This is a genomic window from Chitinophaga sp. 05T412, from assembly GCF_056396465.1.
This window is the reverse complement of record NZ_JBFTLN010000016.1, coordinates 91,499-116,077: the sequence shown is the minus strand read 5'-3', so window position 1 is coordinate 116,077 and position 24,579 is coordinate 91,499. Positions and strand designations below refer to the sequence as shown.

Here is a 24,579-nt window from a genome sequence, read left to right as displayed (position 1 = left end):
CGAATTAAAAATTGAAACCCATATGATCAAGATAGGTATCCTGCTTATCCGCCATTACAAGCTACTCAGCCTGGCGGCCATCACCGATGTACTTGAAACAGTCAATAAGATTTACCAAAAAAAAGGTGAAGCAGCACCATTTACCATTACCCTTGTCAACACCAGGGAAACGGTACATTTGTCTTCCGCTTTTCCGAACTACGAATCGCTGGACATTTCGGCCACAACGAGTTTCAACCTGATACTGATACCCTCTTTTACCAGTGACGACCTGCAGCAATCCATTCATGAAAACAAGGTCTATTTGCCCTGGTTAAGAGAACAATATAAAAACGGCGCCGCATTAGCCAGCTTCTGTACCGGCGCCTTCTTACTGGGCGCTTCCGGCCTGCTGGATGGAAAAATTGCCACTACGCACGTGGATGCCTGCAAAGATTTTTCCGCGGCTTTTCCGGCAGTAAACCTGCTATCCGACAAAACAGTTACCCATGATGCCGGTATTTATACCAGCGGTGGCGCCACCTCTACCTTCCATCTGCTACTGCATTTGCTGGAAATACATTGCGGTATTGAAATAGCCGTAAGAACCGCAAAAATATTTGCCATTGATATGGGCAGAGACAAGCAATCTTACTTCTCCACATTTCAGCCTACCCGTAATCATCACGACGACCTGGTGGCTACTGCCCAACAAAAAATTGAAGCCAGTTACCAGGAAGCCGGCACTATTGAAGAGATGATTAAAGACATTCCCTCCAGCCGCCGCAATATTGTACGGCGGTTCAAACAGGTGACCGGTGTAACGCCTATTGAATACCTGCAGCTCACACGCATTGAAGCCGCCAAAAAACTACTGGAACAAACCGGCCAGCAAATGATGGAAGTGATCTTTAATTCAGGCTACAACGACCCCAAGGCATTCAGAAAGGTATTCCGTAAAACAGTTGGAATGACCCCTTCTGAATACCGGGAGAAGTTCAGTGCAGTACGGTAAGATTAGTGTCTGTCCCAGAAAAAAGGTGGTTCAATATCCAGACTACGCAGATATACATACCCTTGTCCGCGATGGTGGATTTCATTATCCACAAAGTAAAGCAGCAGGCTGGTAACAGTACCTTCGTACATACCGAAAGCCTTCATCGGGCGCTGGAAATCTTCGGATGCAATACGGGGCCAGTATTCATTGATCTGCTCTGTCACAATATCCCACAATTGGAGTAATTCATCTTTCGTAGTGGGATTGGTAGCACCGGTGTGTGCCAGCAATTCGTCCATCGTTTTCCATTCTCCATTCGTAGCAAAACCGTGTACACCAGCAGAAGCGATACCTAATACTTCCATGGCCAGCGCCGAGAAAGGACGCATACCACCGATGCTGTAGGTAAACAGCTTATCTTCCGGGTATTTTTCAATAGCACGACGGGTCAGGTCGCGGTGGCCCTGCCAGTGCTTCAGGAACTGTTCAGGCGTCAATACGATTTGTGTTGTTGGTACGTTAGCGGTCAAAACATTGCTTTCCATAAGGCTGTATTTTTATTGTTTTTTTGTTTGATAACACAAAGAAAAGATGGGGGTGTGACAGCCCTATGTCAGCAGTGTTTAAAATTTTTTTTTAGGAGACGATTTACAGCGATACCCCTCTTTTCCACGGGATGAAATCATCCTGTCCATTTACCACAGATTTTGCGGCAGTGGTACCACTGGCCACTGCTATCACGTAATCCAGTATGCGCGCGCCGGCTTCGGGGATGGTTTCCGTGCCTTCTATAATCGTACCGGTATTGATATCGATGATATCGTGCATACGTTGATACAGGGGCGTATTGCTGGACAGTTTGATCACCGGTGCAATAGGATTCCCGGTAGGGGTACCGAGTCCGGTGGTAAATAAAACGATATTGGCGCCGCTGCCTACTTCTGCGGTGGTGGATTCCACATCGTTTCCAGGCGTACACAACAAATGGAGTCCCGGTTGCTGTACTTTTTCGGGGTAGTCCAATACGGCTATCACCGGAGAAGTGCCTCCTTTCTTCGCCGCGCCGGCCGATTTAATGGCATCGGTGATGAGGCCATCTTTTATATTTCCGGGAGATGGATTCATATCGAATCCGGAGCCGGCTTCTTCTGCCCGCTGCTGATACGTACTCATGAGCTGAATGAAGCGGGTGGCGTCTGCTACGTTTGCACAGCGATCACTCATTTCCTGTTCTACGCCACATAGTTCAGGGAACTCAGATAATATAACGGAACCCCCAAGTGCCACCAGCAGATCCGCGGTATAACCGATGGCCGGGTTGGCCGAAATACCGGAGAATCCGTCGGAGCCGCCACATTCCAGTCCTACACATAGTTTGCTCAGGGGCGCTGGCTGCCGGGTACTTTCATTGGCGGTCATCAGTCCTGCGAACGTTTGCCGGATCGCCTGTGTGATTAAATCGCTTTCTGTACCAGTTTGCTGTTGATCCAATATATATAACGGTTTCGCAAAGGCAGGGTCCCGTTTTCTGATTTCCTCCTGCAACAAACTTACCTGTGCATTCTGACAACCCAGGCTCAACACGGTAGCACCGGCTACGTTGGCGTGGGTAATATATCCGGCGAGCAGTCCGCAGAGGGTTTGCGCATCCTGGCGGATACCGCCACAGCCGCCATCATGTGTCAAAAATTTGATGCCGTCCACATTTTCGAAGATGCGGGTTGTTTCGGGGCCAATGACATCTTCCGTATATACTGTTTCCAGTATACTCATGGCAGTTGCTCCTGCCTGCTGTTGCGCCACCAGCTTACGTGTAAAGGCTGCATACTTCGGCGGCTGGCTATATCCCAATGCGGACACCAATGCTTCTTTCAACACTTCTACATTCCTGTTTTCACAGAATACCAATGGTATTACCAGCCAATAGTTAGCCGTGCCCACGCTCCCATCGGGCCGGTGATAACCATTGAATGTTGTTTGCTGCCATTGGGAGATATCCGGCGCTGTCCATGCTGTTCTTCGCTGTGCAGCCAGTTGGTATGGACTGGCAGCATGACGTATATTCGTTACCGTAATACGGTTGCCAATAGTAATAGCTGTTTGCGCATGTCCTACCAGCACCCCGTACATCAGGAGCGGATCACCTGGTGCCAGTGTTGCGGCGGCAAATTTATGTTTGGCCGGAATCTTCTCCTGTATCGTATATGCGGTGTCGTTATACGTGACTGTGGTTCCTGGCTCCAGGTCCTGCAAGGCCACCAGCACATTGTCGGCCGGATGCACTTTTAGTATTATTTGTTTCATGCGTATATATTTTTTGAGAGATGTACCATTACCCGAGTGTTCAGTAATGCGTTCAAATTGCGGCGGCATCGACCGGGAGCGTTTTATTTCTTATTTTTTAGTGTCAAGTATACAACAATAATCATGAATGGTATTACCTATTTATGCAAACGTTGCCGAAAAAAAACGGATATTTGGTTTCACCTGTTAGCATAAAATTAACGCATGGAAACAGTTCTCATCAGAAAGGCAGTACCAGCGGATCTTCCCGTTTTGCTGGAATTCGAACAAGGCATTATCACCGCCGAACGACCGTACGACAACACCTTACAACCAGGCACCATTCATTATTACGATATTGCCGCCATGATTGAAGCCAGTCATGTGGAAGTATTAGTAGCCACTTATCATCACCAATTGATCGGCTCCGGCTATGCACGCATAGAAGACGCCAAACCTTACCTCATTTTCCCGAAGCAGGCCTATCTGGGATTTATGTGGGTAGATCCGTCACATCGGGGTAAAGGGGTCAATCAACTCATTATAGAGGGCCTGAAAGCCTGGGTCATCTCTCAGGGCATCACCGAATTAAAACTGGATGTATACGCTCAAAACGAGGCGGCGGTGCGGGCCTACGAAAAGGCCGGATTTCAGAAGAATCTGATAGAAATGCGGTTACCACTTTGATCTCCCGAGTTTGGCACAATTTTCGACGGTGGCCAGTTAAAAGAATTTTAACCATGAAACAGTTACTTGTAGCCTTAGCAGCAGCAGTCGTTTTATTTTCCTGCAAAAGCAATGCTGATAATGCCGCCGCTATAGAAAGTGCTAAAAAAGCGACGATCGACTCGATGAACAATGTGAGCGCTATTAAACAGCAGGTAGTAGACTCCATGAACCGATTGAAAAAACATCCACATCATACCCAAGGCAATTCAGCCGTAACACCAGGCTATGCTGACGCTGAAATGAATAATCCGGCGCCCGCAACTCCCGCTCCCGCCCCCGCTAAGAAAAAAGGTTGGAAAGGATGGAGTCATACCGCTAAAGGCGCCGTTGTAGGTGCTGGTGCAGGTGCGATTACCGGTGCTATTGTGAATAAAGATCGCGTGAAAGGCGCTGCCATTGGTACCTTAATTGGTGCAGGTGTAGGTGCTGGAACCGGCGCCATTGTGGATCACAAGAAGAAGAAACAAGGACAGGGACAGTAAGTTTTGTTGTAGAAATATATGCAAGCCTTGCAGCGGTGCTGCAAGGCTTTTTTGTTTTTACTATCTGAAAGCTATTCACTTCTCAAACTTTTTACCGGGTCAGCAATAGCTGCTTTGATGGACTGAAAACTTATCGTCACAAGCGCAATCACCACAACGATTACAGCTTCCAGGGCAAACATCAACCCGTTTAAGGTAATCCGGTAAGGATAATTTTGAAGCCAGTGGCCGGCAGCTATCCATGCCAACGGAATAGATATGAGTTGTGCCATCACTATTAATTTCAGGAAGTCCATCGATAATACAGCCGCTACACGGCTTACAGAGGCGCCCAGTACCTTGCGGATACCAATCTCCTTGGTTCTCTTTTCCGCATAAAATACGGACAAAGCAAAGAGTCCAATACAGGAAATAAATATGGTAAGGACAGCGGCAATCAACACAATTTGTTTCCACCGGGCTTCCGATTCGTAATTTTTCCGGTTTTCCTGGTCTTTAAATTCAAAAGAATAAGGCGTCAATGGGAAGAGTCGCTTAAATACCTTTTCAATATTTATCAGGCTGGCAGATTCACTATTAGCGCGGATTTTAATATACGCCATTCCAAATCCATCCGGCCCCTTCATGGAAAACAGCTCCGGTCCTATCTCATGATTCAGGGATTGAAAATGATAATCTTTTACCACCCCAATTACCTGATATTTCTCTTCGCCATTAGCGATCACCTGTTGGCCAATGGGATCTGTCCAACCAGCTTTCTTTACAAAAGATTTATTTACGATAACCGAATTGGAAGAGTCCGAGKGAAACTCAGATGAGAAATTCCTCCCTTGCAGTACCGGGATTTTTAATAAAGGGATATATGATTCATCAATGGCTACGTTAGCGAAACCAATTCCCTCATCGACATTTATTTTCCCGCCATTGAACGCATAGCCATTATCTTTTGCCGCCACGCCAAGAATGTTGGGGTCCTTCATCAGTTCTTCCCTGAATAATCTGGCCTCGCTGCTGGTCAATCCGGCTTTGTTCACCAGGACCAGGTTGCTATCATCATAGCCCAATTTTTTACTAGTGAGATAAGTAAATTGGGAGAAGATGATAAACGTGGCACAAATCAGGAATGATGCGAGCGCAAACTGTGTAACCACTAAGGTTTTTTGAAGGTAATTTCTACCTGAAAAAGAGAAGCGGCCATATAGTGCCTTCACCGGGTTAAAATCAGACAAAACCATTGCCGGATAAAAACCTGCTAATCCACTGGTGGCCATAAAAAGAAACAGACAGCCCGCCAATAATTTCATATCGAACATATTGGAGAGCGCGATATTTTTATCCGCAAGCTGATTGAATACCGGCAGCACTAATTGGAGCATCCCAAAAGCTACTACAAAAGCGAAAAGACACAATAGCGAAGACTCGCCAAGAAATTGCATCATCAGCTGCTTTCTGTTACCCCCCATCACTTTACGGACGCCAATTTCTTTTGCTCTCTTCAGAGAACGGGCAAGCGTGAGGTTAACGAAATTAATACAGGCAATCAGTAAGATAAAAAACGCAATACACGAAAGGATAAAAGAATAAGAGCTGTTGCTGGCTCCTGCAATATCGTATCTGTCGATGTTATTGTTCAAATGCAGGTCGGTAAAGGGCTGTAGCCGGTATCCTCCGTCTAACTTTGCATGAGTGGCCTCTTCCATCTGTTTGACTACTTCTGGCGCATCATCTACAAATGCCTTTGTCATTTTCGCTTCCACCGCCGCAATATCAGCCTGGGGATAAAGCAATACATAAGTAGTTAGATAAAAAGAATTCCATCGTTGACTACCATGTTCCATTTCTGCGGAAGCTTTGTGGGGGAGCAGCACATCAAATTGTAACGATGAATTCTTTGGGCATCTTTTCGCAATACCGGTGACAGAAAAATCTTCAAATTTGTCGCCTCTTTTCATCAACAGGGTTTTCCCCAATGCCGTTGTGGAGCCAAAATATTTCTTTGCGGCATCTTCCGATAACACGACCGAATTAACGCCCATCAACGCTGTTTGAGGGTTGCCACTCAGCAGCGGAAAGGAGAATACGTTAAGGAAATTACTGTCTACACTCAGCATTTTGATGCTGCTGACTTCCGCGCCGTTTTTGATATCGGCCTGCCCTCCCGCCACTCGTACAAATGATTTAATCTCGGGTATTTTTGAAGCAAAAAGTGGTCCCTGTACATCCCCTGTGATGCCCATTCTCCGAACCTCTCCCTGGGGATTGCGCGCCTCCACGAATATGCGGTAAACCTGTTTGGCATTGACATGAAAGCGGTCATAGCTCACTTCGTCTTTTATATAAAGCATGATGAGCATGGCGGCCGCTAATCCAAGGCTAAGCCCTGCTATATTGATGATGGAATACACCCTGCTACGCAGGATGCTCCTGAAGGCGGTGATGAAATAGTTTCTAAGCATGAAGGCTTTAATTTAAGTCCGGAGAAACAGACTTCGTCAAAGCAGCCAAAAAAATGCCCGAGCAAGGAGGCACTGGCAATAAACAGTTTAAATATTTAAAAATATATAAACTGTCCGGTTTAAGTACATCAGCTGTTCAGTTTTGAATCTTGTTTTATTTAGAAACAGCATGCACTTCCCTACACTTCCTTTATCCCCGCTTTCACCTTCTCCCGATGCTCCAACCCCCACTGCACCAAACTCTCTACCACGGGCAACACGGTTAATCCATATGGCGTAATAGTATATGCTACCGTCACTGGCTTGGTTTTGAGCACGGTCCGTGTAACCAAAAAATTCATTTCCATCAGCTTCAGTTCTTTCGATAACATCCTGGCGGAAATACCATGTATCTCGCGTAAAATCTTTTTGAAATGATTGGTTTCTTCGGGGCGGTTGGCCAGGTGCCGCAGTATTTGCAGCTTCCATTTTCCCCCGAATAATTCCATGCTATCACGCATGGCGGCAAGTTCTTCTTTACAGGTGGCTTCCCGTTGCGCTCCTTTTATTGTGATCGTTGCCATAATGTGCATTTACCCGGTTACCTCCGGTTTACCTATAGCAAATATACCGGAACACGACCATAATTTTGACGCATGAAAGATCACGAAAACATGCAGGCAATTATACTCAATGGATTTGGTGGCGTGGAACATTTCTCCGCTGCTGCGCTCCCCCTGCCGGAGCCGGGCGATTCGGAAGTACTGGTACAGATAGCAGCTACTGCTTTCAATCCGATAGATTATCAAATGAGACAGGGTGCCCCCGAAAGTAAACGGATGCACTCTCCTATTCTGGGTCGCGAATGTGCCGGGATAGTGGTAAAAACGGGGAAGCTGGTCAGCGGCTTTGCTCCCGGCGATGCAGTGATGGCGGCTTCCGGCAGCATGGGCAGTAATGGTTCTTATGCCACGCATATCAGTTTGCCGGCGGAAATATTGGTGCATAAACCTCGCAATATTTCCTTTGCAGAAGCTGCTGCAGCGCCTACTGCGTCGTTAACAGCGTTACAATGTTATAAGCGGTTGCAGTTGCCTGCATCTGCCAGTGTTTTCATCAGTGGCGCTGCTGGTGGCGTGGGATTGGTGCTGGTGAAGCTATTGCTGGCGGCAGGATACACCGATATCACAGCAACAGCGGGCAATGAAGCCAGCAGAGAGCAATTGCTACTGGCGGGATTAACAGCAGAGCAAATCATTGATTACCGGCAACCGGAATTAATAGCCACGATTTTACAACGCAACAACGGCCGGAAATTTGATGCCGCGATAGACCTCGTAGGTGGGCATCTCTCTGAAATATGTGCCGAAATACTCCTCACCAATGGTATTTACCAGGATGTAACAGCATTGACTACAGAAGCGGGTCGTGCTATGTTGTTCAACAAAGGCATCGTGATCCTGAATATCTCCAATTATGCGTACTCGCTTGACGGGAATTTATCATACTATGGAGATGGCCTCCGGCAAATAGCGGCCCTGTTGGAAAAAGGAACGATTACCCCTTCCCCGGTTTATGTAACCGGCGCCTTTAGTGTGGAGACGGTGCAACAGTCGCACCAGCTGCTGGAGCACAACCAGAGCAGAGGCCGTAAGCTGGTGATGACGGTGCTTCCAGCCCTTCATTAACATTGCTGGCACCTGCCGGCATCATCTTTGGGCGGGAAGGCGCATGTGGAATCAATTTATAAACTATGCGGACCACCTGCCCGATTTCCTCTGGAATCTGATACTGGCAGGTATTGCACTCATCAGCGGATGGCTGATCAAATTATTATTATCGGTATTTATCCGGCAATCAGTGAAACAACAACAGGAGTTTTCACTGGTACACAGTATCCTCTATCGGCTGGGCAAAGCGTTCAACTTCTTTCTGCCCCTGCTGTTGCTGAATATGGTGTTGCCGCTGATGCGCGTCAACCCTAAGTTTGTGCCCGTGATGAGCAAGGCCGCCGAAATAGCGTTAACACTTTCGTTTGCGGCATTGATTATTGGAGTCATCAAAGTGATGGAAGACTATGTTTACCATACGTACGACCTGAACAAAGCCAACAACCTGAAGGAACGGAAAATACGCACGCAGTTGCAGTTTATCCGGAAGTTATCCATCTCCATTATACTCGTACTCACCGCCTGTGTGATATTACTGAGCTTCGACAGTCTTCGCAAGCTGGGTGCAGGCCTTCTCACCGGCGTGGGAGTGAGCGGTATCATTATTGGTTTTGCAGCGCAAAAATCGTTGAGCAACCTGCTGGCCGGCTTCCAGATTGCATTTACACAACCTATTCGTATCGATGATGTATTGGTAGTGGAAGGTGAATGGGGCCGCGTGGAAGAAATTACGATGACCTATGTAGTGTTGAATATCTGGGACCAACGAAGGTTGATTCTCCCTATTAATTATTTTATAGAGAAACCTTTTCAGAACTGGACCCGCACAGGCGCTGAAATACTGGGGACCGCCTTTTTCTATATGGATTATACTGTGCCGGTAGACAAGATACGAGCAGAATTTGAAAGGTTATTGTCGCTTTCCCCGCTATGGGATAAACGCGCTAAAGCGCTACAGGTCACTAATACCAGCGAGCGAACGATTGAAGTGAGGACATTGATGAGCGCTGCTACATCGGGCAATGCCTTCGATCTGCGTTGTTATATCCGGGAAAATCTCATTAAATATATCCGGGAAAATCATCCGGATAGCTTGCCAAAAACCCGGGCGTATATTGAAAATGAACCCAAATCAACGTAATCTTTTTTCGAGCATTACCAGGTGCTTACATTGAATACCATTTTCATAAATCGATTCCTGGTAGTGCATCATAAAATAGTCTTTCCGGATGCCGGTGATTTCAAATCCCTGCCGTTGGTATAAATACAACTGTGCGATGCTGGAATTGCCGGTGCCAATCACCAGGCGTCTGAAACCATTGGCCCTGGCTCTTTGCGTAGCATCCTGCAACAATATTTTACCAAAGCCTTTCCCCTGCCAGGCCGGGTTCACAGCGATGTTTTTGATTTCCACTTCTTCCGGATCATTCGTGTGTAATACATAGCTGCCAATAATCTGCCGGCCCTGTTCCATCACATATAATTCCGACAGGGACAGGTAAGTGTTGATGGCTATCACGGAAGGATCTGCTAACAGTAAAAGATCATAGGGAATTCTTTCGCCTGGTGTTAATTTCCGGATAATTGTGTCTTCCTGCAGAGTGGTCATTTACTAAATGATTTTGTTGTAAAACATCCTTTTTAAAACTGAATCCCGGGCAACAGCTACACACAGGGTCTGGGGAACCGGCTAACAAAATCAAGATACAAAAAGCATTTAGCATTTTAAGCAATACACCGGAGTTATTCGACGTATTGCTTAAAATGCCAGACGTGCTGCTATAGAGAGATATACTGACGCTTTACATTGTGACCTTCAACGGCTATCTGTGCACCGCTGTTAGCACCTACTGCCGCACCGCTGATGCTCACCGTTTTTTGTTCACCCGGCAACACAGAAACGTAGTTGTCGTTGTAAAACACCGGCAAAATCCGTTGCTTCGTTTGCGCATCTACCAATGATACGCGGTTGAAAAACGCTACAGGATTACCAGCAGGATTACTGATGGTTACCGTAATGCTATCTGCGCCTGCCTTTTGTGCGGTTACTTTCACCGCCGCTGCCGGCATTTGCTGGAGGCCGGAGTAATTTCCTTTGCCATCGGCCAACCAGTAAAGATTTTCATCGACCACCTGTTGTTGGGCATTCAGGAGACGTAAAGAAAAGAATGCGCCCTCCTTTTCGGTCATCTTGTCGATCACTCCTTTTAAAGACATGAACTTTTGAACGGTGCTGGGACCCACTTCTACAAATAACTGTGTCAGCAAAGTATCGCGGCCTTTCATATCGTATACTTTCAACTCCAGCATCAGATCACGGGCATAGTTGAAAGTGTTGTTCACCGCCATCACCATACCGTCTACCGGATCATACATCACATGCAGCGGCGTAGCACCTTTGCGGGTACCATACAGGCAGGCATTGGGGTCAAGATAATAATCGTACATCTGTCCCCGTAGTGCGGTCCATGGGTTCTGGGTTTTCCAGATGATCACCCCCGTATACCAATCCCACATATGTGCGCTGAAACCTTCCATCAACGCGCGATACTGGTCGTAGTTCACCAATTGTACTTTGTTGGCCCACTCCCTTAGATCCGTGGTTTTACCGTAAGGGTCCACTGATTTATTATAGGCGATGTATTTATGATAATCCCATACACCATCTGTTTTACCCGTTTGCGGGTCAGGTGCAACGAGGTTTTCCTTCGGTAAAAATCTTTCGAGTGATTCATAATCACCCGTACCTACAGAGCCTACTTCCGAATTAAACGGAAATGTGCGATAGCTCCAGAAGTAAGGCACAGACTGGATTCCATAGGGTCCATCACCATTACCACCAAGGGTATTATACGACATACTGTCTGAGTTGGAGTAGTCGAAGAAATACCGTGTGCCATCCAATGCGGGCAGGATAGAGTCCTTCATCGCATGGAATATATCTGCCGGAGGCGTAATTTCATTTCCTCCACACCAGAAAGCTAGGGAAGGATAGTTACGCAATAGCTTCACCTGGTCGGCCACACTTTCCAGGAAGAGGGAATGATTGTCGGGGTACCTGCGGCGGGTCCACTGGTCGTCTTTCTTCATGGGGTCCTGCCACCGGCCGTTACAGTCGCCGGAAATCCAGAAGTCCTGGAATACCAGCAGGCCGTACTTATCGCAGGCTTCAAAGAATTCCGGTCTTTCTGTTAAGCTACCACCCCATATTCTGATGAGGTTCAGGTTCATGTCCCGATGGAAGCGCACCTCTGCATCATAGCGTTCTTTGCTGAAGCGGAACATCGCGTCGGAGGTAATCCAGTTACCGCCTTTGATAAATATTTTTTGTCCGTTTACCGCGATCTCGCGGCTGCTGGTATGATTGTTCCAGTACGTTTGTATTTCGCGGATACCAAATTCTACATCTTCTGTATCATCGGTGCGACCGTTATTCACGAACTGCAGCTGCATGTGATACAAATGTTGCGGGCCATAACCGGCGGGCCACCACAAGGCTGGATTTTTTATTATCATATCCGGCAATTGCACGGTAGTAGTGGAATGTGGCGGTAGCGTCACTTTCTTCACCGCCATGCCACCGCTGATATCATACCGCAGCGTACCGCTCACACTTTTGCTGCTGGTATTTTCCAGGTCGGCCGATACGATCACGGTAGCTGGCGCCTGCGGCCCTTCTGCTTTGCGGATGCCAGGAACACGGGTAATCACATGCGGATCTTTGATGCGTACCGCGCCGGTTTTCTCAATAAATACTTTATCCCAGATACCGGTGTTACGATCGCGCATCGGTTGTATCCAGTCCCATCCGGCGGTGTATTGCGGGCCTACATTTTTGGCAATGGTACCATCGCCTCCCTGTCCGCCATTGGGGTTGCCGGGAAATACCGGTGGATACACGATTACCGCCAGGCGGTTGTTGCCGTTCTTTGCCAGCCAGGGCGTGATATTATAAGATTGACGCAAGTAAGCGCCGATATGTGTAGAGGCATTTACTTTATGACCATTGAGGAAGATGTCGCAGGCGTCATTTACCCCTCTGAAGTGCAGCCATACCTGTGCCTCACCGGCAGCGGCTTTCTCCGTAAAATCTTTCACAAACCAATACGTGTAGTGATCCCGGCCTGTTTGCCAGATGTCCGGTATCTTTTCGTTGTTCATGCCATACATCGGGTCTGGCACCTGCTTGTTATTCAGCAGGGTGGTTAATACCGTACCCGGCACGGTGGCGGGTATCCAGCCAGAGAGTTGATAAGCAGGATCTGAAATTTGTGGTCCCGTAGCTGTTATCCCGGCAATGTTCTTACACTGCCATCCGCTGTTGAGTTCATATTTTTCCTGCGCTGATAATGAGCCAACAGCCATTAACAGTAAGCAGGCAATCGATGCTTTCCGAAATATCATGAGATCAGTTTTACAGGCTAATACGATGCCTGCAAATATAGGCTAACGGGCTGCCCCGTCAAAACCACTCCTCACTGTTCTGCCAATTCTTTCACTACGGCCAGCGCTGTGGGAAATGCCGACTCGAAATAACCGCTGAATGATTCATCGCTATCCATTTCTACCGCTAAGGCAGTTTGTCCGTTTGCTTCTGTGAGTGTGTAGTTCTCCCTGGCGCCAGCCCAGGCTTTCACGCGATCACTGGTCAGATCTTCTACCCCGTCTTTGATATCTCCAAGATGTTCGAAAGATAAATACTCATCCGGCACTTTCGCAGCAATGGTTGATACCATTCCCTCATTCTTACCATCCAGAAATAAAGTACGACCACCGACCTGCCAGTCTGTTACTATTTTCGAGCCTTCGGCAAAAGGGGCAGTCCAGGCAGGATAGGTGTGTTCTCCCCAAAGTATTTCCCATACTTTATGACGGGGTGCATTAATCGTGGTGTTGAATGTTAACTTTACCATGTTTACTCATTTACAACGTGAATCGATAGCTTGTTATATTTATTCCGGTATTCCAGCGGGGTAAGGCCTGTTACTTTTTTAAACACCGTTCTGAACGACTTCGTATCTACATACCCCACATCATAAATTACTTCATTGATATTTTTAGTACTGGTTTCGAAATCTCTTTTAGCGGCTTCTATTTTAATCCGCTGAATATATTCTACGACGGTATTACCGGTCGATTTTTTGAATCGTCGTTCAAAGGTTCTTCTTCCGATAGCGGTCAGGTCTGACAGCTGATCTACTGTAATTTTATCCTGATAGCTGGCTTCAATAAACTGTTGTGCTTTGAGAATGGGTGCATCATTATGTGTTTTTTGTCCTTCGAAGATGATGAAGGGCGACTGGCTATCTCGCTCCAGATCGATCTCGTAGGCCTTGGACGTCATGATGGCAATATCTCTGCCGGCATATTTTTCCACCAGGTATACAATCAGGTTCAGATAGGAATAAGCGCCACCGCTGGTATAAATACCATCTTCTTCTGTGATGACCCGCTCATCCATCAGGTTTACTTTTGGGAACATTTCTCTGAACTGCTGGGCCATTTTCCAGTGGGTAGCGCAGGCTTTGCCATCGAGCAAGCCGGTGGCAGCCAGGAAAAACGCACCCAGGCAAAGACTGGCAATAGAAGCTCCCGCGGCGTGTTGCTGAATAATCCAGGGAATAAAAGCTTTATTTGTTTCTGCGGCAGCCGCCTGGTCTCCATGCAGGGCGGGGATCACAATCAGGTCTGTTTTCTTCACGTCTTTTATCAGCACATCCGGCGTGATGGTAAAGAGTCGGTTGGGCTGATTGACTACTTTGGCGATGCCCACCAGCTGCACATTGAACAGGGGAGCCCGTCCTTTGTCCGCCAGAAAGTTGTTCAGATCTGTGAAAATCTGATAACTGCCTTCGATATTAACAACACTGGTGTGACCTAATGGCACCAGGATGGAGATATGTATCATATCTGAGAATTAAATGAATGAATGCCGCAATTAACCTACGAATTGTCGCTATCTCCCCCCTTCAGAGTCCTGATAGCTTACGATTTTTGTGGAATATTTCTAACGAAGCAAAATCCGGACATGATGACGAGCATCCATACCTACCTTACTTTCAACGGCAACTGCCGGGAGGCAATGATCTTTTATAAAGAATGCCTGGGTGGAGAATTGCTCTTTCAAACCATCGGTGAATCTCCCATGTCCGTCGATATTCCTACTTGTATGAAACATTTCATTTTGCATTCCTGTCTGACCAAAGGCGCCCTGGTGATTATCGGATCTGATATGGTACCGGAAGCCGGGTTGATGAACGGGAATGCGGTTTCTTTATTACTCAACTGCAATTCCGAAGACGAAGCCCGCACTTTTTATACAAAATTATCGCGCCATGGCGAGGCGACACAACCTCTTGAAAACACCTTCTGGGGAGCACTCTTCGGCACGCTGACGGATAAATTTGGTCATCACTGGCTGATCAACTTTGAAGGGAACCGCTATCAATAGCCATTACCTGATCTTTTGCATCACAATAAATTTAAGTTAATCTGTTGTTACAAAGATACCTGTCGTTTTATACATAATAGAGGTGCATAAGCGACATTCTAAAGGGGGACATGCGACAATTATTACTGCATAGATACCGCGGCCAGCAATCGGGTGGAGATTGTCCAGAAACTGGCAGGCATCCATTAACGGGCTCCCCTGCACGAAAAAAAGAGCATATTCCTGGCAAATGAATTATTTTGTTATTCATTTACTTTTTTATGAAGCTAAGATTCCACACCAGCCTCGTCCTGCTTATGATAAGCCTGACGATTCCTGCCATATGCCCTGCTCAAACTGACACTACTCCCCTGTTTCGGGTCATTGCATTTTATACGGCCAAAAGTGATGCGGCACATATCAGCTTTGTACATGAAGCCAATGCATGGTTTCCGAAGATGGCGGCGCAGCATCATTTCAGCTATGACTCTACCAACAACTGGCAAAACCTGAACCCTGCCTTTCTATCCAAATACCAGGTGGTTATTTTCCTGGATACCCGCCCGGATGATCCGGCACAACGGGCCGCCTTCCAGCAGTATATGGAACATGGCGGCGGATGGATGGGATTTCATTTTGCCGCATTTGCGCTCACGCCGTCCGACTTCCCGGACAACTGGCCCTGGTACCACCATACCTTCCTGGGCTCCGGGGCCTATGGCAGCAATACCTGGCGCCCCACGGCAGCTTTACTGCGGGTAGAAGACCATCAACATCCGGCAACAAAAAATTTACCGGATACTTTTTCTGCCTGTCCAAATGAATGGTATCGCTGGAGTAATGATCTGCGTAAAAATCCGGATATCGATATCCTCTTATCTATTGATCCCCGGAGTTTCCCGCTGGGAACGGGTCCTAAGCCATACGAGATATGGCATAGCGGCTATTACCCTGTAGTATGGACCAATAGAAAATATAAGATGATCTACCTGAATATGGGGCATAATGATATTGATTACGAACACCACACTAACAAGGAATTATCTTCCACATTTGGCAGCAGTGTACAGAATCAATTGATACTGGATGCGTTGTTTTGGGTAGCAAAAAGCGGAAAGCAAAAAGCCATTGAAGCGAATGACCAGAGCGGGTATTCAATTATTTATCCGCATTAGTCATTCGCTTCAATGGCTTTTTGCTTTTTGCTTTCAGCTTTCTGCTATTCCATAAATGCTTCTATTTTCTTTTTTTCAGACAGTTTTACAAATTGTCCATACTTATTCAGGTATTCTTTTGCCACGGGTATAAATCCGGCTTTGTCCTGTTTATTGAGCAGATAAATAGTTTTTGCGCGCAGATATATTTCTTCTCCGGTATCGCCGTAGGGATGAACGCTGGCGGAGATAGYGGCCCAGTCGGGGTTAGCGCCGTTATCCGGCATCGCGGGTGCAATGAGATCCTGGTAAATGAGGTTCATCATTTTCACGGCTGCCTGTCTGGCGCCCATAGCATTATCGATGGCGTTCATATTATTCCGGATAATGGTAAAGCCGGTATCCCGGGTGCTGCCGGTCACCTGCATCACGTAGCGCAGGTCATCTTCTGTATAAGGAGGCTTTATCTGGGCGAGGTAATCTGCACCCGCCATGGCGGCGCCTTCTTTATCGCCGGCCTGCACGGCCATCATGGCCATCTTTCTCAAAAATGCCGGCTCTCTTTTTCCGTCGATGTACTCCTGTAATACAGCGCTGTACAAGGCGGCAGGGTCTGTGATATCAGCGTCTGCCGCCGCCACCTCCGGGAGTGTACCCATATCGGGATTCAGGGGCGCATGGATTTTCCGGATTTCAGCAAAGGGTATTTTTATTACCTGCCGGTCATAAGTCAGCAGTCCATTTTGTTCTCCTTCCACATCAAACGGTTGGGTGTAAATGCTGGCGGAGAGGCCCTGGCGTTGCAGCAGCTGCAAATGTTGATTCATGATGGCATACTTCGCTTTCAGCGCGCCGGGCTTTTCCAGGATGTATCCCCAGGCGCTGCTCATGTTCCACTGATGGTCGGGAATAAATACGCCGATGCCACCAAACTCGCCTAACACCTGTGCCTTGCCGGGCATACGGATGGCATTCATGGGATTGGGATAGCTGTGTACATCCGTTAGATCGGCGCTGACGTAGGCGTTGGGACTGGGACTGCGTAGCTTATCATTTACGTAAAGATATTCTCCGGAGTGTCCGTTCACGAGGCGGGATGGATCGGTGCGTTTAATCCATTCCGTTAAACGTTGCTGATCGAACTGTCCCCATTTTTCATTGAAGAGCACCCAGGTAGTGATAGCAGGATGATTACGTAACTGCGCCAGTGTTTCCTGGCATTGTGTTTCAAAGGCCGCTTTGGCGCCATCCGGCAAACTATGATTGGGACTCACCATGTCCTGCCACACCAGGATGCCGAGCTTATCGGCCCAGAAGTACCAGCGGGCTGGTTCTACTTTAATGTGTTTACGGATGGTGTTGAACCCCATCGCTTTGATCACTTTAATATCAAACGCCAACGCCTCATCGGTAGGTGCGGTATATAAGCCATCAGGCCAGAAGCCCTGATCCAATGTGCCGAGGTTAAAATAAGGCTTGTTATTCAGAAAGATGCGATCCACACCGTTTTCATCTTTGGCGATGGAAATTTTGCGCATGCCGAAATAGCTTTTCACTTTGTCGACGGGCTTATTGCCTTTCAGCAAGGTCACGGAGAGGTCGTATAGAAACGGGCTGGCAGGCGACCACAACGCGGCGTCTGGTATCTTCAGCTGCAGCGTGGCGTTGCTGCTGCCTTTGACGCTGCCCACAACGGTGCCGCCTCCCGAGGCCACGGCTTCTACCTGATAGCCGGGAGGGGCTTGCACGGTAACGGCCAGTGTGCCTTTATCGATATCAGGCACCAGGTGTAAACCGGCAATAAAGTCGGCCGGCACGGTTTCCAGCCACACTGTTTGCCAGATGCCTGAGCTGGGGGTATAATAAATATCCGCGGGATTCAATACCTGTTTGCCATGCGGACCAATTCCCCGGTCGGATGGATCATATACTTTTAGGAGCAGGGTATTATCGCCTGATTTTACGGCGGCGGTAATATCAATGGTAAATTCCGTATAGCCGCCTGTGTGAGCGCCTACCGCTTTTCCATTTACATATACATTGGTTTGCCAGTCCACGGCGCCGAAGTGCAGCAATACCTTTTCACCGCTGCGCGGGGTGATGTTGATGGTACGCCGGTACCACAGCCGTTGATCTGGCAGGAGGCCTTTCTTTACGCCGGAGAGCGCCGATTCCAGTGGAAAGGGCACCAGTATTTGTCCGTCGAAAGTAGCGGGCGTTTGGGCGCTGGCAGTTGTGATGGCGTATTCCCAGAGGCCGTTGAGGTTCTGCCAGTTGCCGCGTTCGAGCTGAGGGCGGGGATATGCCGGCAGCGCATTATCCGGGCTAACCTCCTTTGCCCACCGCGATTGAATGGGGATAGGCTGCATTTTATATCCCGTTTGTGCAAATAGGGGTAGCGTCAGGATCAGGCCGATAGTATTGGCCAGCAACAAATGCTTTACGGTTAATTTTAACATAGTGGCGTTGAAAATTAAGCTTTAAGGTTAATTGAGTACTGCGGAAGGTAAGGCTATGAAAATCAGTTGATTATTTATTCGTCTGAAGAACAGATCCGGGCGTTGAACAAAAAAGTAGCAAAATATACATCATTATCTGGATAAGCCGTCAATGATTCACTCAAACGATTGAGTAATTGCCATCATACCACTTCACAAACCTTTGCTGGCGGGCGCTGCAGGTGTTTGCTATTAATTTCTTAAAACAATTTTATAATTAATAAATGAAGAAAAAATTATATAGTTTTGCGCGAACAACCTAACCGACTTAATATAGGATAACCTACAACGATCACACTTTTAAAAGAGCATCATGCAAAGTTTAGGCTTAAAGGGCCGCTGGAAAGCGATCTGTCACGCTATTAGTAACATTTCTCCTAAATACCTATATATCCTGTTTTTGTTGATGGCAGTGGGCATCTCTTTACATTCCTGGATTTCTTCCCAGGACATGGAAAGATGGACGCGTTACAACAACTTTCTCATATTCAAAGATGCTTGGGCGCATCTGATACAAAACAAGGATCTCTACATATTGTATCCGGACGAATATTACGACTTGTATAAGTACAGTCCTTCTTTTGCCATGTGGATGGGGTTATTTGCCTGGATGCCGGATGTACCGGCGCTGATTTGCTGGAACATTATGAACGTGGTGGTATTCCTGATTGCGATCAGAACGTTGCCGATAAAGAAAGAACAGCAAACCGTTTTCCTGTTGTTTTTAGCTATAGAGATGATGATTGCCCTGACCAGTTCGCAGATCAACGTTTTTATCACAGGCTTTTTCATACTGGCCTGGCATTGCATGGAAAATAAGAAACTTGCCATGGCGGCCTTGTTACTGGTGATCACTATTTATATCAAGATATTCGGCATTGTGGCGTTGTCGTTGTTTTTACTGTATCCGCAGCGCTGGAAAGCGGCCTTATATACCGCCTTCTGGACACTGGTAATTGCTGTAATGCCTTTGCTGGTGATTTCTACAGATCAGCTGCTCTTCCTGTATAAGAGTTGGGCGCACCTGCTCGCCAATGACTATTCTGCTTCTTATGGCGTTTCTGTAATGGGCTGGTGGCATACCTGGTTTAATATGGAGATCTCCAAACAAGCGTTTATCCTCACGGCGGCGGCTATATTTATATTGCCTTTTATCAAAATATTGTACAGCCGGGAAACGAAGTTTAACCTGAATATGCTGGCATCGGTGCTGATATGGGTGGTTATCTTTAATCACAAAGGAGAATCGCCAACTTATATTATTGCGTTGACAGGTGTAGCCATTTGGTATTTTACACAGCCGCCTACCCGCGTTAATACTACACTGGCGGTACTTACGCTGGCATTTACCTCTTTCTCTTCTACAGATTTGATTACCCCCTACTGGATCGCCAGAACCTACGTAGAACCGTATGCTGTTAAAGCGGTTTTCTGTTCTATTGTATGGGTAAAAATAGTACTGGAGCCATTCTTTGTGGCACAAACCAGTAAAGTAGTGTTGGTGGAAGCACACCATAAAGCGGCATAAGGCAGAAAGCACAAAGCATAAAGCTATTGAGGCGAATGACCTTAGCGATTATATTTTCGCTTTGATCATTCGCCTCAATAGCTTTATGCTTTGTGCTTTCTGCTTTATGCTTATACTAGCTCTGCTTTCTAACGTACTTCGTCAATATCACAATTACCTGCCCTTCTATTTTACCTTCTATTTGTTCCACGTTATCTTCTACCAGACGGATATTCTTTACTACAGTACCCATTTTGGCATTCAGGGTAGACCCTTTTACATCCAGGGATTTAATCAGTACTACGGAGTCTCCGTTTTGCAATACAGCGTTGTTACTGTCGCGGTGCAGATCTACGGCGCCATCGCTTTCATGATCGCCGGTAGCTTTAGCCCAGGCCAGTGCTTCGTCGTTCAGGTAAATCATGTCCAGATTGTCCATGGCCCAGCTTTCGTTTTTCAGACGGTTGAGCATGCGCCAGGATACGATTTGTACGCCTGGAATCTCACTCCACATGCTGTCGGATAAGCAACGCCAGTGTTCACTGTTCAGTTCTGCTTTCTTTTCAATCTGCGACTGGCATTGTTGGCAGACGAGGATACAGTTGTCCTGATCCGCGTAAGATTGTGGAGGTACTTCATAAACATTCAACGTATCAGTGGCCTGACATAGTTCGCACTTATTGTCGCTCCTTTGCTGTAATAGTTCGTTCAGCTTCATAATGTCCCTTGTTGTAAAAAAATGGGCACGAAGGTACTATTATAAGCCGAAAGCATAAAGGGGAACGCAAAAAGCTATTGTAGTGAATGATATCCATTTTTTTGCTAGTTTCGCACATCTATTATGTTCCCATTACGGAATTTCACAATACCTATGAAATTAACTTGCTTGAATTTTAGACTTAACATCAAACTGCTTCATGCTTTTTAACTCGATAAATTTTGCCATTTTCTTACCAATCGTGTTGGCGCTTTACTGGTTTGTCACAAATAAAAGTCTGAAACTTCAGAATACACTGTTGCTGGTAGCCAGCTACTTCTTTTATGCGTGCTGGGATTACCGTTTCCTGTTTCTGCTCATTTTCTCTACGCTGCTGGATTACTTTACCGGTCTCAAAATGTTTGAGTCTACTACGCCGGGGACGAAGAAGTTTTGGTTTTGGTTGAGTGTATGTGTGAACCTGGGATTCCTGGGCGTATTCAAGTATTTCAATTTCTTTGCCGCTTCTTTTGCCCAGGCATTAGCACTGCTGGGGCTGCAAGTGCATCCCTGGGTGCTGGATATTATTCTCCCGGTAGGTATTTCTTTTTATACCTTCCATGGCTTATCTTATGTAATAGATATTTATAAGAACAGGATTCAACCGGAAAAAGATTTTGTGGTATACTCTGTTTTTGTAAGCTTCTTTCCCTTACTGGTAGCGGGCCCTATTGAAAGAGCCACCCATCTGTTACCACAAATCAAAAAGCCACGTCAGTTTGATTATAACCAGGGAGTAGATGGACTGAAACAGATTTTGTGGGGGATGTTTAAAAAAGTGGTGATTGCAGATAACTGCGCGTACTATGCCAATATGATTTTCAACAACTCCGGCGAATATCATGGCAGTACACTGGTAATAGGTGCTTTCTTTTTCACGATACAGATTTACTGCGACTTTTCGGGCTACTCAGATATTGCGCTGGGTACCGCGCGGCTCTTTGGGATAGAGCTATTGCGCAATTTCGCTTTCCCGTATTTTTCGCGCGACATTGCCGAATTCTGGCGGCGCTGGCATATTTCATTATCGTCCTGGTTTCGCGACTACCTCTACATTCCATTGGGAGGCAGCAAAGGAGGTACGTGGATGAAAGTACGTAATACCTTCATCATATTTCTGGTAAGTGGCTTCTGGCATGGTGCTAACTGGACCTTCATTGTATGGGGCGCCCTGAATGCACTATTCATTATGCCGCTGATCATCTTCAATAAAAACAGGCATCACCTGGAAATTGTGGCGCAGGGCCGGCTATTCCCCACCTTCCGGGAGTTCATCAATATTGTACTTACGTTTGCCCTGGCCAGCTTTGCGTGGATTGTATTCCGGGCGGAAAATATCGGCCATGCATGGCAGTATATCAGTACCATCTTTTCCCCTTCTCTCTTTACAGCCCCGGAAGTAATGCCGGTAAAAATATTTGTGCTGATTGCTATTTTTATGGTGATTGAATGGTTGGGAAGAGAGCAACAATATGCTATTGCGCGGTTGTGGGTGAACCGGCCTACCCTGATCCGGTGGTCTGTGTACTACGCTATTATTTTCTGTATCTTTTACTTTGCAGGCACTGATCAGCAATTCATTTATTTCCAGTTTTAGACATGAAAAAAATACTTAAAAAGATATCTCTTTTTCTTTTGCCGATCGTCCTGCTGGGATTAATTTTCGAGGTGATGTTACGCCGCATACCTAATGAGTATTCGTATAAAAGAACGTATCTCGAACAACATGCCGACAGTATTCAAATACTGTTCCTGGGTAGCTCTCATGCTTACCTGGGTATCAATCCGCAATATATTTCCGCCAACAGTTTCAATGCCGCTATCAGCAGCCAGAGCATCGACTACGATTTACAAATCCTGCAAAAATTCGACAAACAACTCACTCATTTGAAATATGTGGTACTGCCCATCTCCTACTTTACGCTGTTTACCAACCTGTCGCAAGCCGCGGAAGCATGGAGAGTAAAGTACTACATGCTTTATCTCAAACTAAATAGTTCCAATAAACCCAGCAACTATACAGAAATATTATGTGGTAGTTTAGAGCTGAATTTGAAAAAACTGGCGATTTACTATGTCCGTCATAAAGAAACCGTAGGGTGCTCTCCGTTAGGCTGGCAGATCCCGTTTCCCACCAACCAGGACGTAGCCGCTACCGGACTGGAAGGCGCTAAAAAGCACACCCAAAAAAGCAAGGCACTATTTGCCACACAAAAATCGATACTGGAAAAAATCATCTCCCTGGCCAAACAAAAAAATGCAGTAGTCCTTTTTTATACACCACCTGCCTATCACACGTATTACGATAACCTGGATACCGCACAAATGAATCTCACCGTGAATACCGCACAGGAGCTGGTGAGCACACATGATAATACTTACTATCACTCCTTCCTGAAAGATTCGTCTTTTAACATCAACGATTTTTATGATGGCGATCATATGAATGGCGCCGGCGCAGAAAAGCTTTCCAAAAAAATGGATAGCCTGATACGGAGTATTGATAAGGAGCGGAAGTTGCTGCGGTAGAGCAGAAAGCAGAAAGCAAAAAGCTATTATAGCGAATGATCAGTGCGTATAATATATTCGCTTTGGTCCATTCGCTATAATAGCTTTTTGCTTTCCGCTTTCTGCTTTTAGCTCTACTGCTGCAGCTCCACCGTTGCTCCATTCCTACGTCTGGAATCATCTGCGGCTTCCATAAAGGCTGTCATCTCCAGCGTTTCTTCGGGAGATACGGGTGGGATACCACTCTGGAAAAAAGCTGTGATCTGCAGCATCAGCGGACGATAGGAGTTGAAATCGCCGATAGATGCGATGGCTTTTTCACCAAAGGCATGCCCTCCAAAACCGTAAGGCCCTTTCTTCACGCCTCTTAAGGTACCAATGCGCCCATCTTTCCAAACGGCGGTGATATGGTCCATATCGGCTTCCGTAGTGCGGGTAAGACGCTGACAGCCGGTTCCCATCAGGGCGTATAGCATTTCTACACCATGAATGCCATACCAGAAAAGATCCGGATGTGTTTTCTCTGTAGGCGAAGGCGTGTAAATATCCGCGCCCGTTACTTTACCAATGCTGCCTGCTTTCACTTGTTGGATGCTTTCTATAAAACGTAGGGCGGAAGAAGAGAACACCGGTACTTTATGTTGCGCGGCTGCTTTGAAAATAGCCTGTGTATCTACCAGCGACGCGGAGATGGGTTTATCGATAAATACTCTTTTCCCAGCTTTAAACACGGGCAATGCCTGTTCCAGGTGTACCCGTCCATCGTTGGACTCCAGCAATACGACATCACATTTTTTCAACAAGGCAGCAATGCTATCCACTACTTCTACGCCGAGTTCCTTTACCTGTTTTAGGTTACCGGGCACCATTTCCAGGCTGGAGGCAATATCCTTACTGCCTTGTGCATAAGCCACCGTAACGTGGTATCCACCAAAAGCAGGATCGGGCGTGGCGGCATTCAGCATTTTAGTAAACTCTACACTATGTGAGGTATCGAGGCCGATAATCCCCACGCGACGCCCATCTGCCGCCGGCGTGGCCGCCATCAGTTTTCCGGCAGATGCCGTAAGTCCAAGCCCGATGCCGGTAATGGCGGCATCCCGGATAAAACGCCGGCGGTTATACGAAGATGTATTCATGTATGATTATT

Annotated in this window: 21 protein-coding genes; 10 read left to right on the top strand and 11 right to left on the bottom strand. The window is 46.8% G+C overall.

The features are described 5' to 3' along the window. Positions 1–22 precede the first annotated feature (22 nt). Positions 23–994, top strand: a complete 972-nt coding sequence (locus AC1DFM_RS28175) for a GlxA family transcriptional regulator (protein WP_477080115.1) — start codon at positions 23–25, stop codon at positions 992–994. Positions 995–996: 2 nt separating this feature from the next. On the opposite strand, the gene AC1DFM_RS28170 is transcribed toward AC1DFM_RS28175, so the two are convergent. Together AC1DFM_RS28170 and AC1DFM_RS28165 are read right to left on the bottom strand one after the other, a co-directional pair. After that, on the bottom strand, positions 997–1,521 hold the full coding sequence (locus tag AC1DFM_RS28170) for a DinB family protein (RefSeq protein WP_477080114.1): 525 nt from the start codon (positions 1,519–1,521) through the stop codon (positions 997–999). A gap of 103 nt (positions 1,522–1,624) precedes the next feature. Next, positions 1,625–3,280 carry a UxaA family hydrolase gene (locus tag AC1DFM_RS28165; RefSeq protein WP_477080113.1) on the bottom strand — a complete coding sequence of 552 codons (1,656 nt, stop codon included), beginning with the start codon at positions 3,278–3,280 and terminating at the stop codon, positions 1,625–1,627. Between the two features lie 204 nt (positions 3,281–3,484). Here AC1DFM_RS28165 and AC1DFM_RS28160 point away from each other — a divergent pair, with 204 nt between their 5' ends. Both AC1DFM_RS28160 and AC1DFM_RS28155 read left to right on the top strand, forming a co-directional pair. After that, the gene (locus tag AC1DFM_RS28160) at positions 3,485–3,946 is read left to right on the top strand and encodes an N-acetyltransferase family protein (protein ID WP_477080112.1); all 462 of its coding nucleotides are present in this window, start codon (positions 3,485–3,487) and stop codon (positions 3,944–3,946) included. Positions 3,947–3,999: 53 nt separating this feature from the next. After that, positions 4,000–4,470 (top strand): glycine zipper domain-containing protein, encoded by a 471-nt coding sequence (locus AC1DFM_RS28155; protein ID WP_477080111.1) that lies wholly within the window; start codon positions 4,000–4,002, stop codon positions 4,468–4,470. Positions 4,471–4,541: 71 nt separating this feature from the next. On the opposite strand, the gene AC1DFM_RS28150 is transcribed toward AC1DFM_RS28155, so the two are convergent. Then, complete coding sequence (locus AC1DFM_RS28150; protein ID WP_477080110.1) at positions 4,542–6,926, bottom strand: ABC transporter permease; 2,385 nt, start codon at positions 6,924–6,926, stop codon at positions 4,542–4,544. Positions 6,927–7,105: 179 nt separating this feature from the next. Next, positions 7,106–7,489: a winged helix-turn-helix transcriptional regulator gene (locus AC1DFM_RS28145; protein ID WP_477080109.1), complete on the bottom strand. Its 384-nt coding sequence runs from the start codon at positions 7,487–7,489 to the stop codon at positions 7,106–7,108. Between the two features lie 72 nt (positions 7,490–7,561). Here AC1DFM_RS28145 and AC1DFM_RS28140 point away from each other — a divergent pair, with 72 nt between their 5' ends. Next, positions 7,562–8,593 (top strand): quinone oxidoreductase family protein, encoded by a 1,032-nt coding sequence (locus AC1DFM_RS28140; RefSeq protein ID WP_477080108.1) that lies wholly within the window; start codon positions 7,562–7,564, stop codon positions 8,591–8,593. A 43-nt stretch (positions 8,594–8,636) separates the two neighbouring features. Beyond that, positions 8,637–9,716, top strand: coding sequence for a mechanosensitive ion channel family protein (locus AC1DFM_RS28135; protein WP_477080107.1), 1,080 nt, complete (start codon positions 8,637–8,639; stop codon positions 9,714–9,716). On the opposite strand, the gene AC1DFM_RS28130 is transcribed toward AC1DFM_RS28135, so the two are convergent. The 4 genes from AC1DFM_RS28130 to AC1DFM_RS28115 form a co-directional block, all read right to left on the bottom strand. Then, positions 9,708–10,184 carry a GNAT family N-acetyltransferase gene (locus AC1DFM_RS28130; protein WP_477080106.1) on the bottom strand — a complete coding sequence of 159 codons (477 nt, stop codon included), beginning with the start codon at positions 10,182–10,184 and terminating at the stop codon, positions 9,708–9,710. The two genes, AC1DFM_RS28135 and AC1DFM_RS28130, sit on opposite strands and share 9 nt — an antisense overlap. Positions 10,185–10,354: 170 nt before the next feature. Beyond that, positions 10,355–12,979: a glycoside hydrolase family 2 protein gene (locus AC1DFM_RS28125; RefSeq protein WP_477080105.1), complete on the bottom strand. Its 2,625-nt coding sequence runs from the start codon at positions 12,977–12,979 to the stop codon at positions 10,355–10,357. A 71-nt stretch (positions 12,980–13,050) separates the two neighbouring features. Then, the gene (locus tag AC1DFM_RS28120; RefSeq protein WP_477080104.1) at positions 13,051–13,488 is read right to left on the bottom strand and encodes an SRPBCC family protein; all 438 of its coding nucleotides are present in this window, start codon (positions 13,486–13,488) and stop codon (positions 13,051–13,053) included. A 2-nt stretch (positions 13,489–13,490) separates the two neighbouring features. Further along, positions 13,491–14,483: a GlxA family transcriptional regulator gene (locus tag AC1DFM_RS28115; RefSeq protein WP_477080103.1), complete on the bottom strand. Its 993-nt coding sequence runs from the start codon at positions 14,481–14,483 to the stop codon at positions 13,491–13,493. 120 nt (positions 14,484–14,603) lie between these two features. Between AC1DFM_RS28115 and AC1DFM_RS28110 the strand changes: the two genes are divergently transcribed. Together AC1DFM_RS28110 and AC1DFM_RS28105 are read left to right on the top strand one after the other, a co-directional pair. After that, positions 14,604–15,026 carry a VOC family protein gene (locus tag AC1DFM_RS28110; protein WP_477080102.1) on the top strand — a complete coding sequence of 141 codons (423 nt, stop codon included), beginning with the start codon at positions 14,604–14,606 and terminating at the stop codon, positions 15,024–15,026. A gap of 260 nt (positions 15,027–15,286) precedes the next feature. Continuing rightward, positions 15,287–16,180 (top strand): ThuA domain-containing protein, encoded by an 894-nt coding sequence (locus AC1DFM_RS28105; RefSeq protein WP_477080101.1) that lies wholly within the window; start codon positions 15,287–15,289, stop codon positions 16,178–16,180. A gap of 44 nt (positions 16,181–16,224) precedes the next feature. On the opposite strand, the gene AC1DFM_RS28100 is transcribed toward AC1DFM_RS28105, so the two are convergent. After that, positions 16,225–18,618, bottom strand: a complete 2,394-nt coding sequence (locus AC1DFM_RS28100; protein WP_477080100.1) for a glycoside hydrolase family 2 protein — start codon at positions 18,616–18,618, stop codon at positions 16,225–16,227. Between the two features lie 352 nt (positions 18,619–18,970). On the opposite strand from AC1DFM_RS28100, the gene AC1DFM_RS28095 reads away from it, so the two are divergent. Beyond that, positions 18,971–20,185: a glycosyltransferase family 87 protein gene (locus AC1DFM_RS28095; protein ID WP_477080099.1), complete on the top strand. Its 1,215-nt coding sequence runs from the start codon at positions 18,971–18,973 to the stop codon at positions 20,183–20,185. Between the two features lie 115 nt (positions 20,186–20,300). Here AC1DFM_RS28095 and AC1DFM_RS28090 read toward each other — a convergent pair whose 3' ends face one another. Beyond that, positions 20,301–20,882, bottom strand: coding sequence for a PhnA domain-containing protein (locus tag AC1DFM_RS28090; protein ID WP_477080098.1), 582 nt, complete (start codon positions 20,880–20,882; stop codon positions 20,301–20,303). A gap of 199 nt (positions 20,883–21,081) precedes the next feature. Between AC1DFM_RS28090 and AC1DFM_RS28085 the strand changes: the two genes are divergently transcribed. Both AC1DFM_RS28085 and AC1DFM_RS28080 read left to right on the top strand, forming a co-directional pair. Continuing rightward, positions 21,082–22,518: an MBOAT family O-acyltransferase gene (locus tag AC1DFM_RS28085; RefSeq protein ID WP_477080097.1), complete on the top strand. Its 1,437-nt coding sequence runs from the start codon at positions 21,082–21,084 to the stop codon at positions 22,516–22,518. Between the two features lie 2 nt (positions 22,519–22,520). Next, the gene (locus AC1DFM_RS28080) at positions 22,521–23,450 is read left to right on the top strand and encodes a DUF1574 family protein (RefSeq protein ID WP_477080096.1); all 930 of its coding nucleotides are present in this window, start codon (positions 22,521–22,523) and stop codon (positions 23,448–23,450) included. 113 nt (positions 23,451–23,563) lie between these two features. Here the strand turns inward: AC1DFM_RS28080 and AC1DFM_RS28075 are convergent, their stop codons facing one another. Then, the gene (locus AC1DFM_RS28075; RefSeq protein WP_477080095.1) at positions 23,564–24,568 is read right to left on the bottom strand and encodes a Gfo/Idh/MocA family protein; all 1,005 of its coding nucleotides are present in this window, start codon (positions 24,566–24,568) and stop codon (positions 23,564–23,566) included. Positions 24,569–24,579: the final 11 nt, after the last annotated feature.

Bases quoted from the DNA above. Each gene is read 5' to 3' on its own strand.
- AC1DFM_RS28135 (WP_477080107.1), top strand. From the start codon at position 8,637: ATGTGGAATCAATTTATAAACTATGCGGACCACCTGCCCGATTTCCTC.
- AC1DFM_RS28105 (WP_477080101.1), top strand. From the start codon at position 15,287: ATGAAGCTAAGATTCCACACCAGCCTCGTCCTGCTTATGATAAGCCTG.
- AC1DFM_RS28170 (WP_477080114.1), bottom strand. From the start codon at position 1,521: ATGGAAAGCAATGTTTTGACCGCTAACGTACCAACAACACAAATCGTA.
- AC1DFM_RS28095 (WP_477080099.1), top strand. From the start codon at position 18,971: ATGCAAAGTTTAGGCTTAAAGGGCCGCTGGAAAGCGATCTGTCACGCT.
- AC1DFM_RS28175 (WP_477080115.1), top strand. From the start codon at position 23: ATGATCAAGATAGGTATCCTGCTTATCCGCCATTACAAGCTACTCAGC.
- AC1DFM_RS28125 (WP_477080105.1), bottom strand. From the start codon at position 12,979: ATGATATTTCGGAAAGCATCGATTGCCTGCTTACTGTTAATGGCTGTT.
- AC1DFM_RS28155 (WP_477080111.1), top strand. From the start codon at position 4,000: ATGAAACAGTTACTTGTAGCCTTAGCAGCAGCAGTCGTTTTATTTTCC.
- AC1DFM_RS28115 (WP_477080103.1), bottom strand. From the start codon at position 14,483: ATGATACATATCTCCATCCTGGTGCCATTAGGTCACACCAGTGTTGTT.
- AC1DFM_RS28090 (WP_477080098.1), bottom strand. From the start codon at position 20,882: ATGAAGCTGAACGAACTATTACAGCAAAGGAGCGACAATAAGTGCGAA.
- AC1DFM_RS28075 (WP_477080095.1), bottom strand. From the start codon at position 24,568: ATGAATACATCTTCGTATAACCGCCGGCGTTTTATCCGGGATGCCGCC.
- AC1DFM_RS28080 (WP_477080096.1), top strand. From the start codon at position 22,521: ATGAAAAAAATACTTAAAAAGATATCTCTTTTTCTTTTGCCGATCGTC.
- AC1DFM_RS28120 (WP_477080104.1), bottom strand. From the start codon at position 13,488: ATGGTAAAGTTAACATTCAACACCACGATTAATGCACCCCGTCATAAA.
- AC1DFM_RS28110 (WP_477080102.1), top strand. From the start codon at position 14,604: ATGATGACGAGCATCCATACCTACCTTACTTTCAACGGCAACTGCCGG.
- AC1DFM_RS28160 (WP_477080112.1), top strand. From the start codon at position 3,485: ATGGAAACAGTTCTCATCAGAAAGGCAGTACCAGCGGATCTTCCCGTT.
- AC1DFM_RS28140 (WP_477080108.1), top strand. From the start codon at position 7,562: ATGAAAGATCACGAAAACATGCAGGCAATTATACTCAATGGATTTGGT.
- AC1DFM_RS28085 (WP_477080097.1), top strand. From the start codon at position 21,082: ATGCTTTTTAACTCGATAAATTTTGCCATTTTCTTACCAATCGTGTTG.
- AC1DFM_RS28130 (WP_477080106.1), bottom strand. From the start codon at position 10,184: ATGACCACTCTGCAGGAAGACACAATTATCCGGAAATTAACACCAGGC.
- AC1DFM_RS28145 (WP_477080109.1), bottom strand. From the start codon at position 7,489: ATGGCAACGATCACAATAAAAGGAGCGCAACGGGAAGCCACCTGTAAA.
- AC1DFM_RS28165 (WP_477080113.1), bottom strand. From the start codon at position 3,280: ATGAAACAAATAATACTAAAAGTGCATCCGGCCGACAATGTGCTGGTG.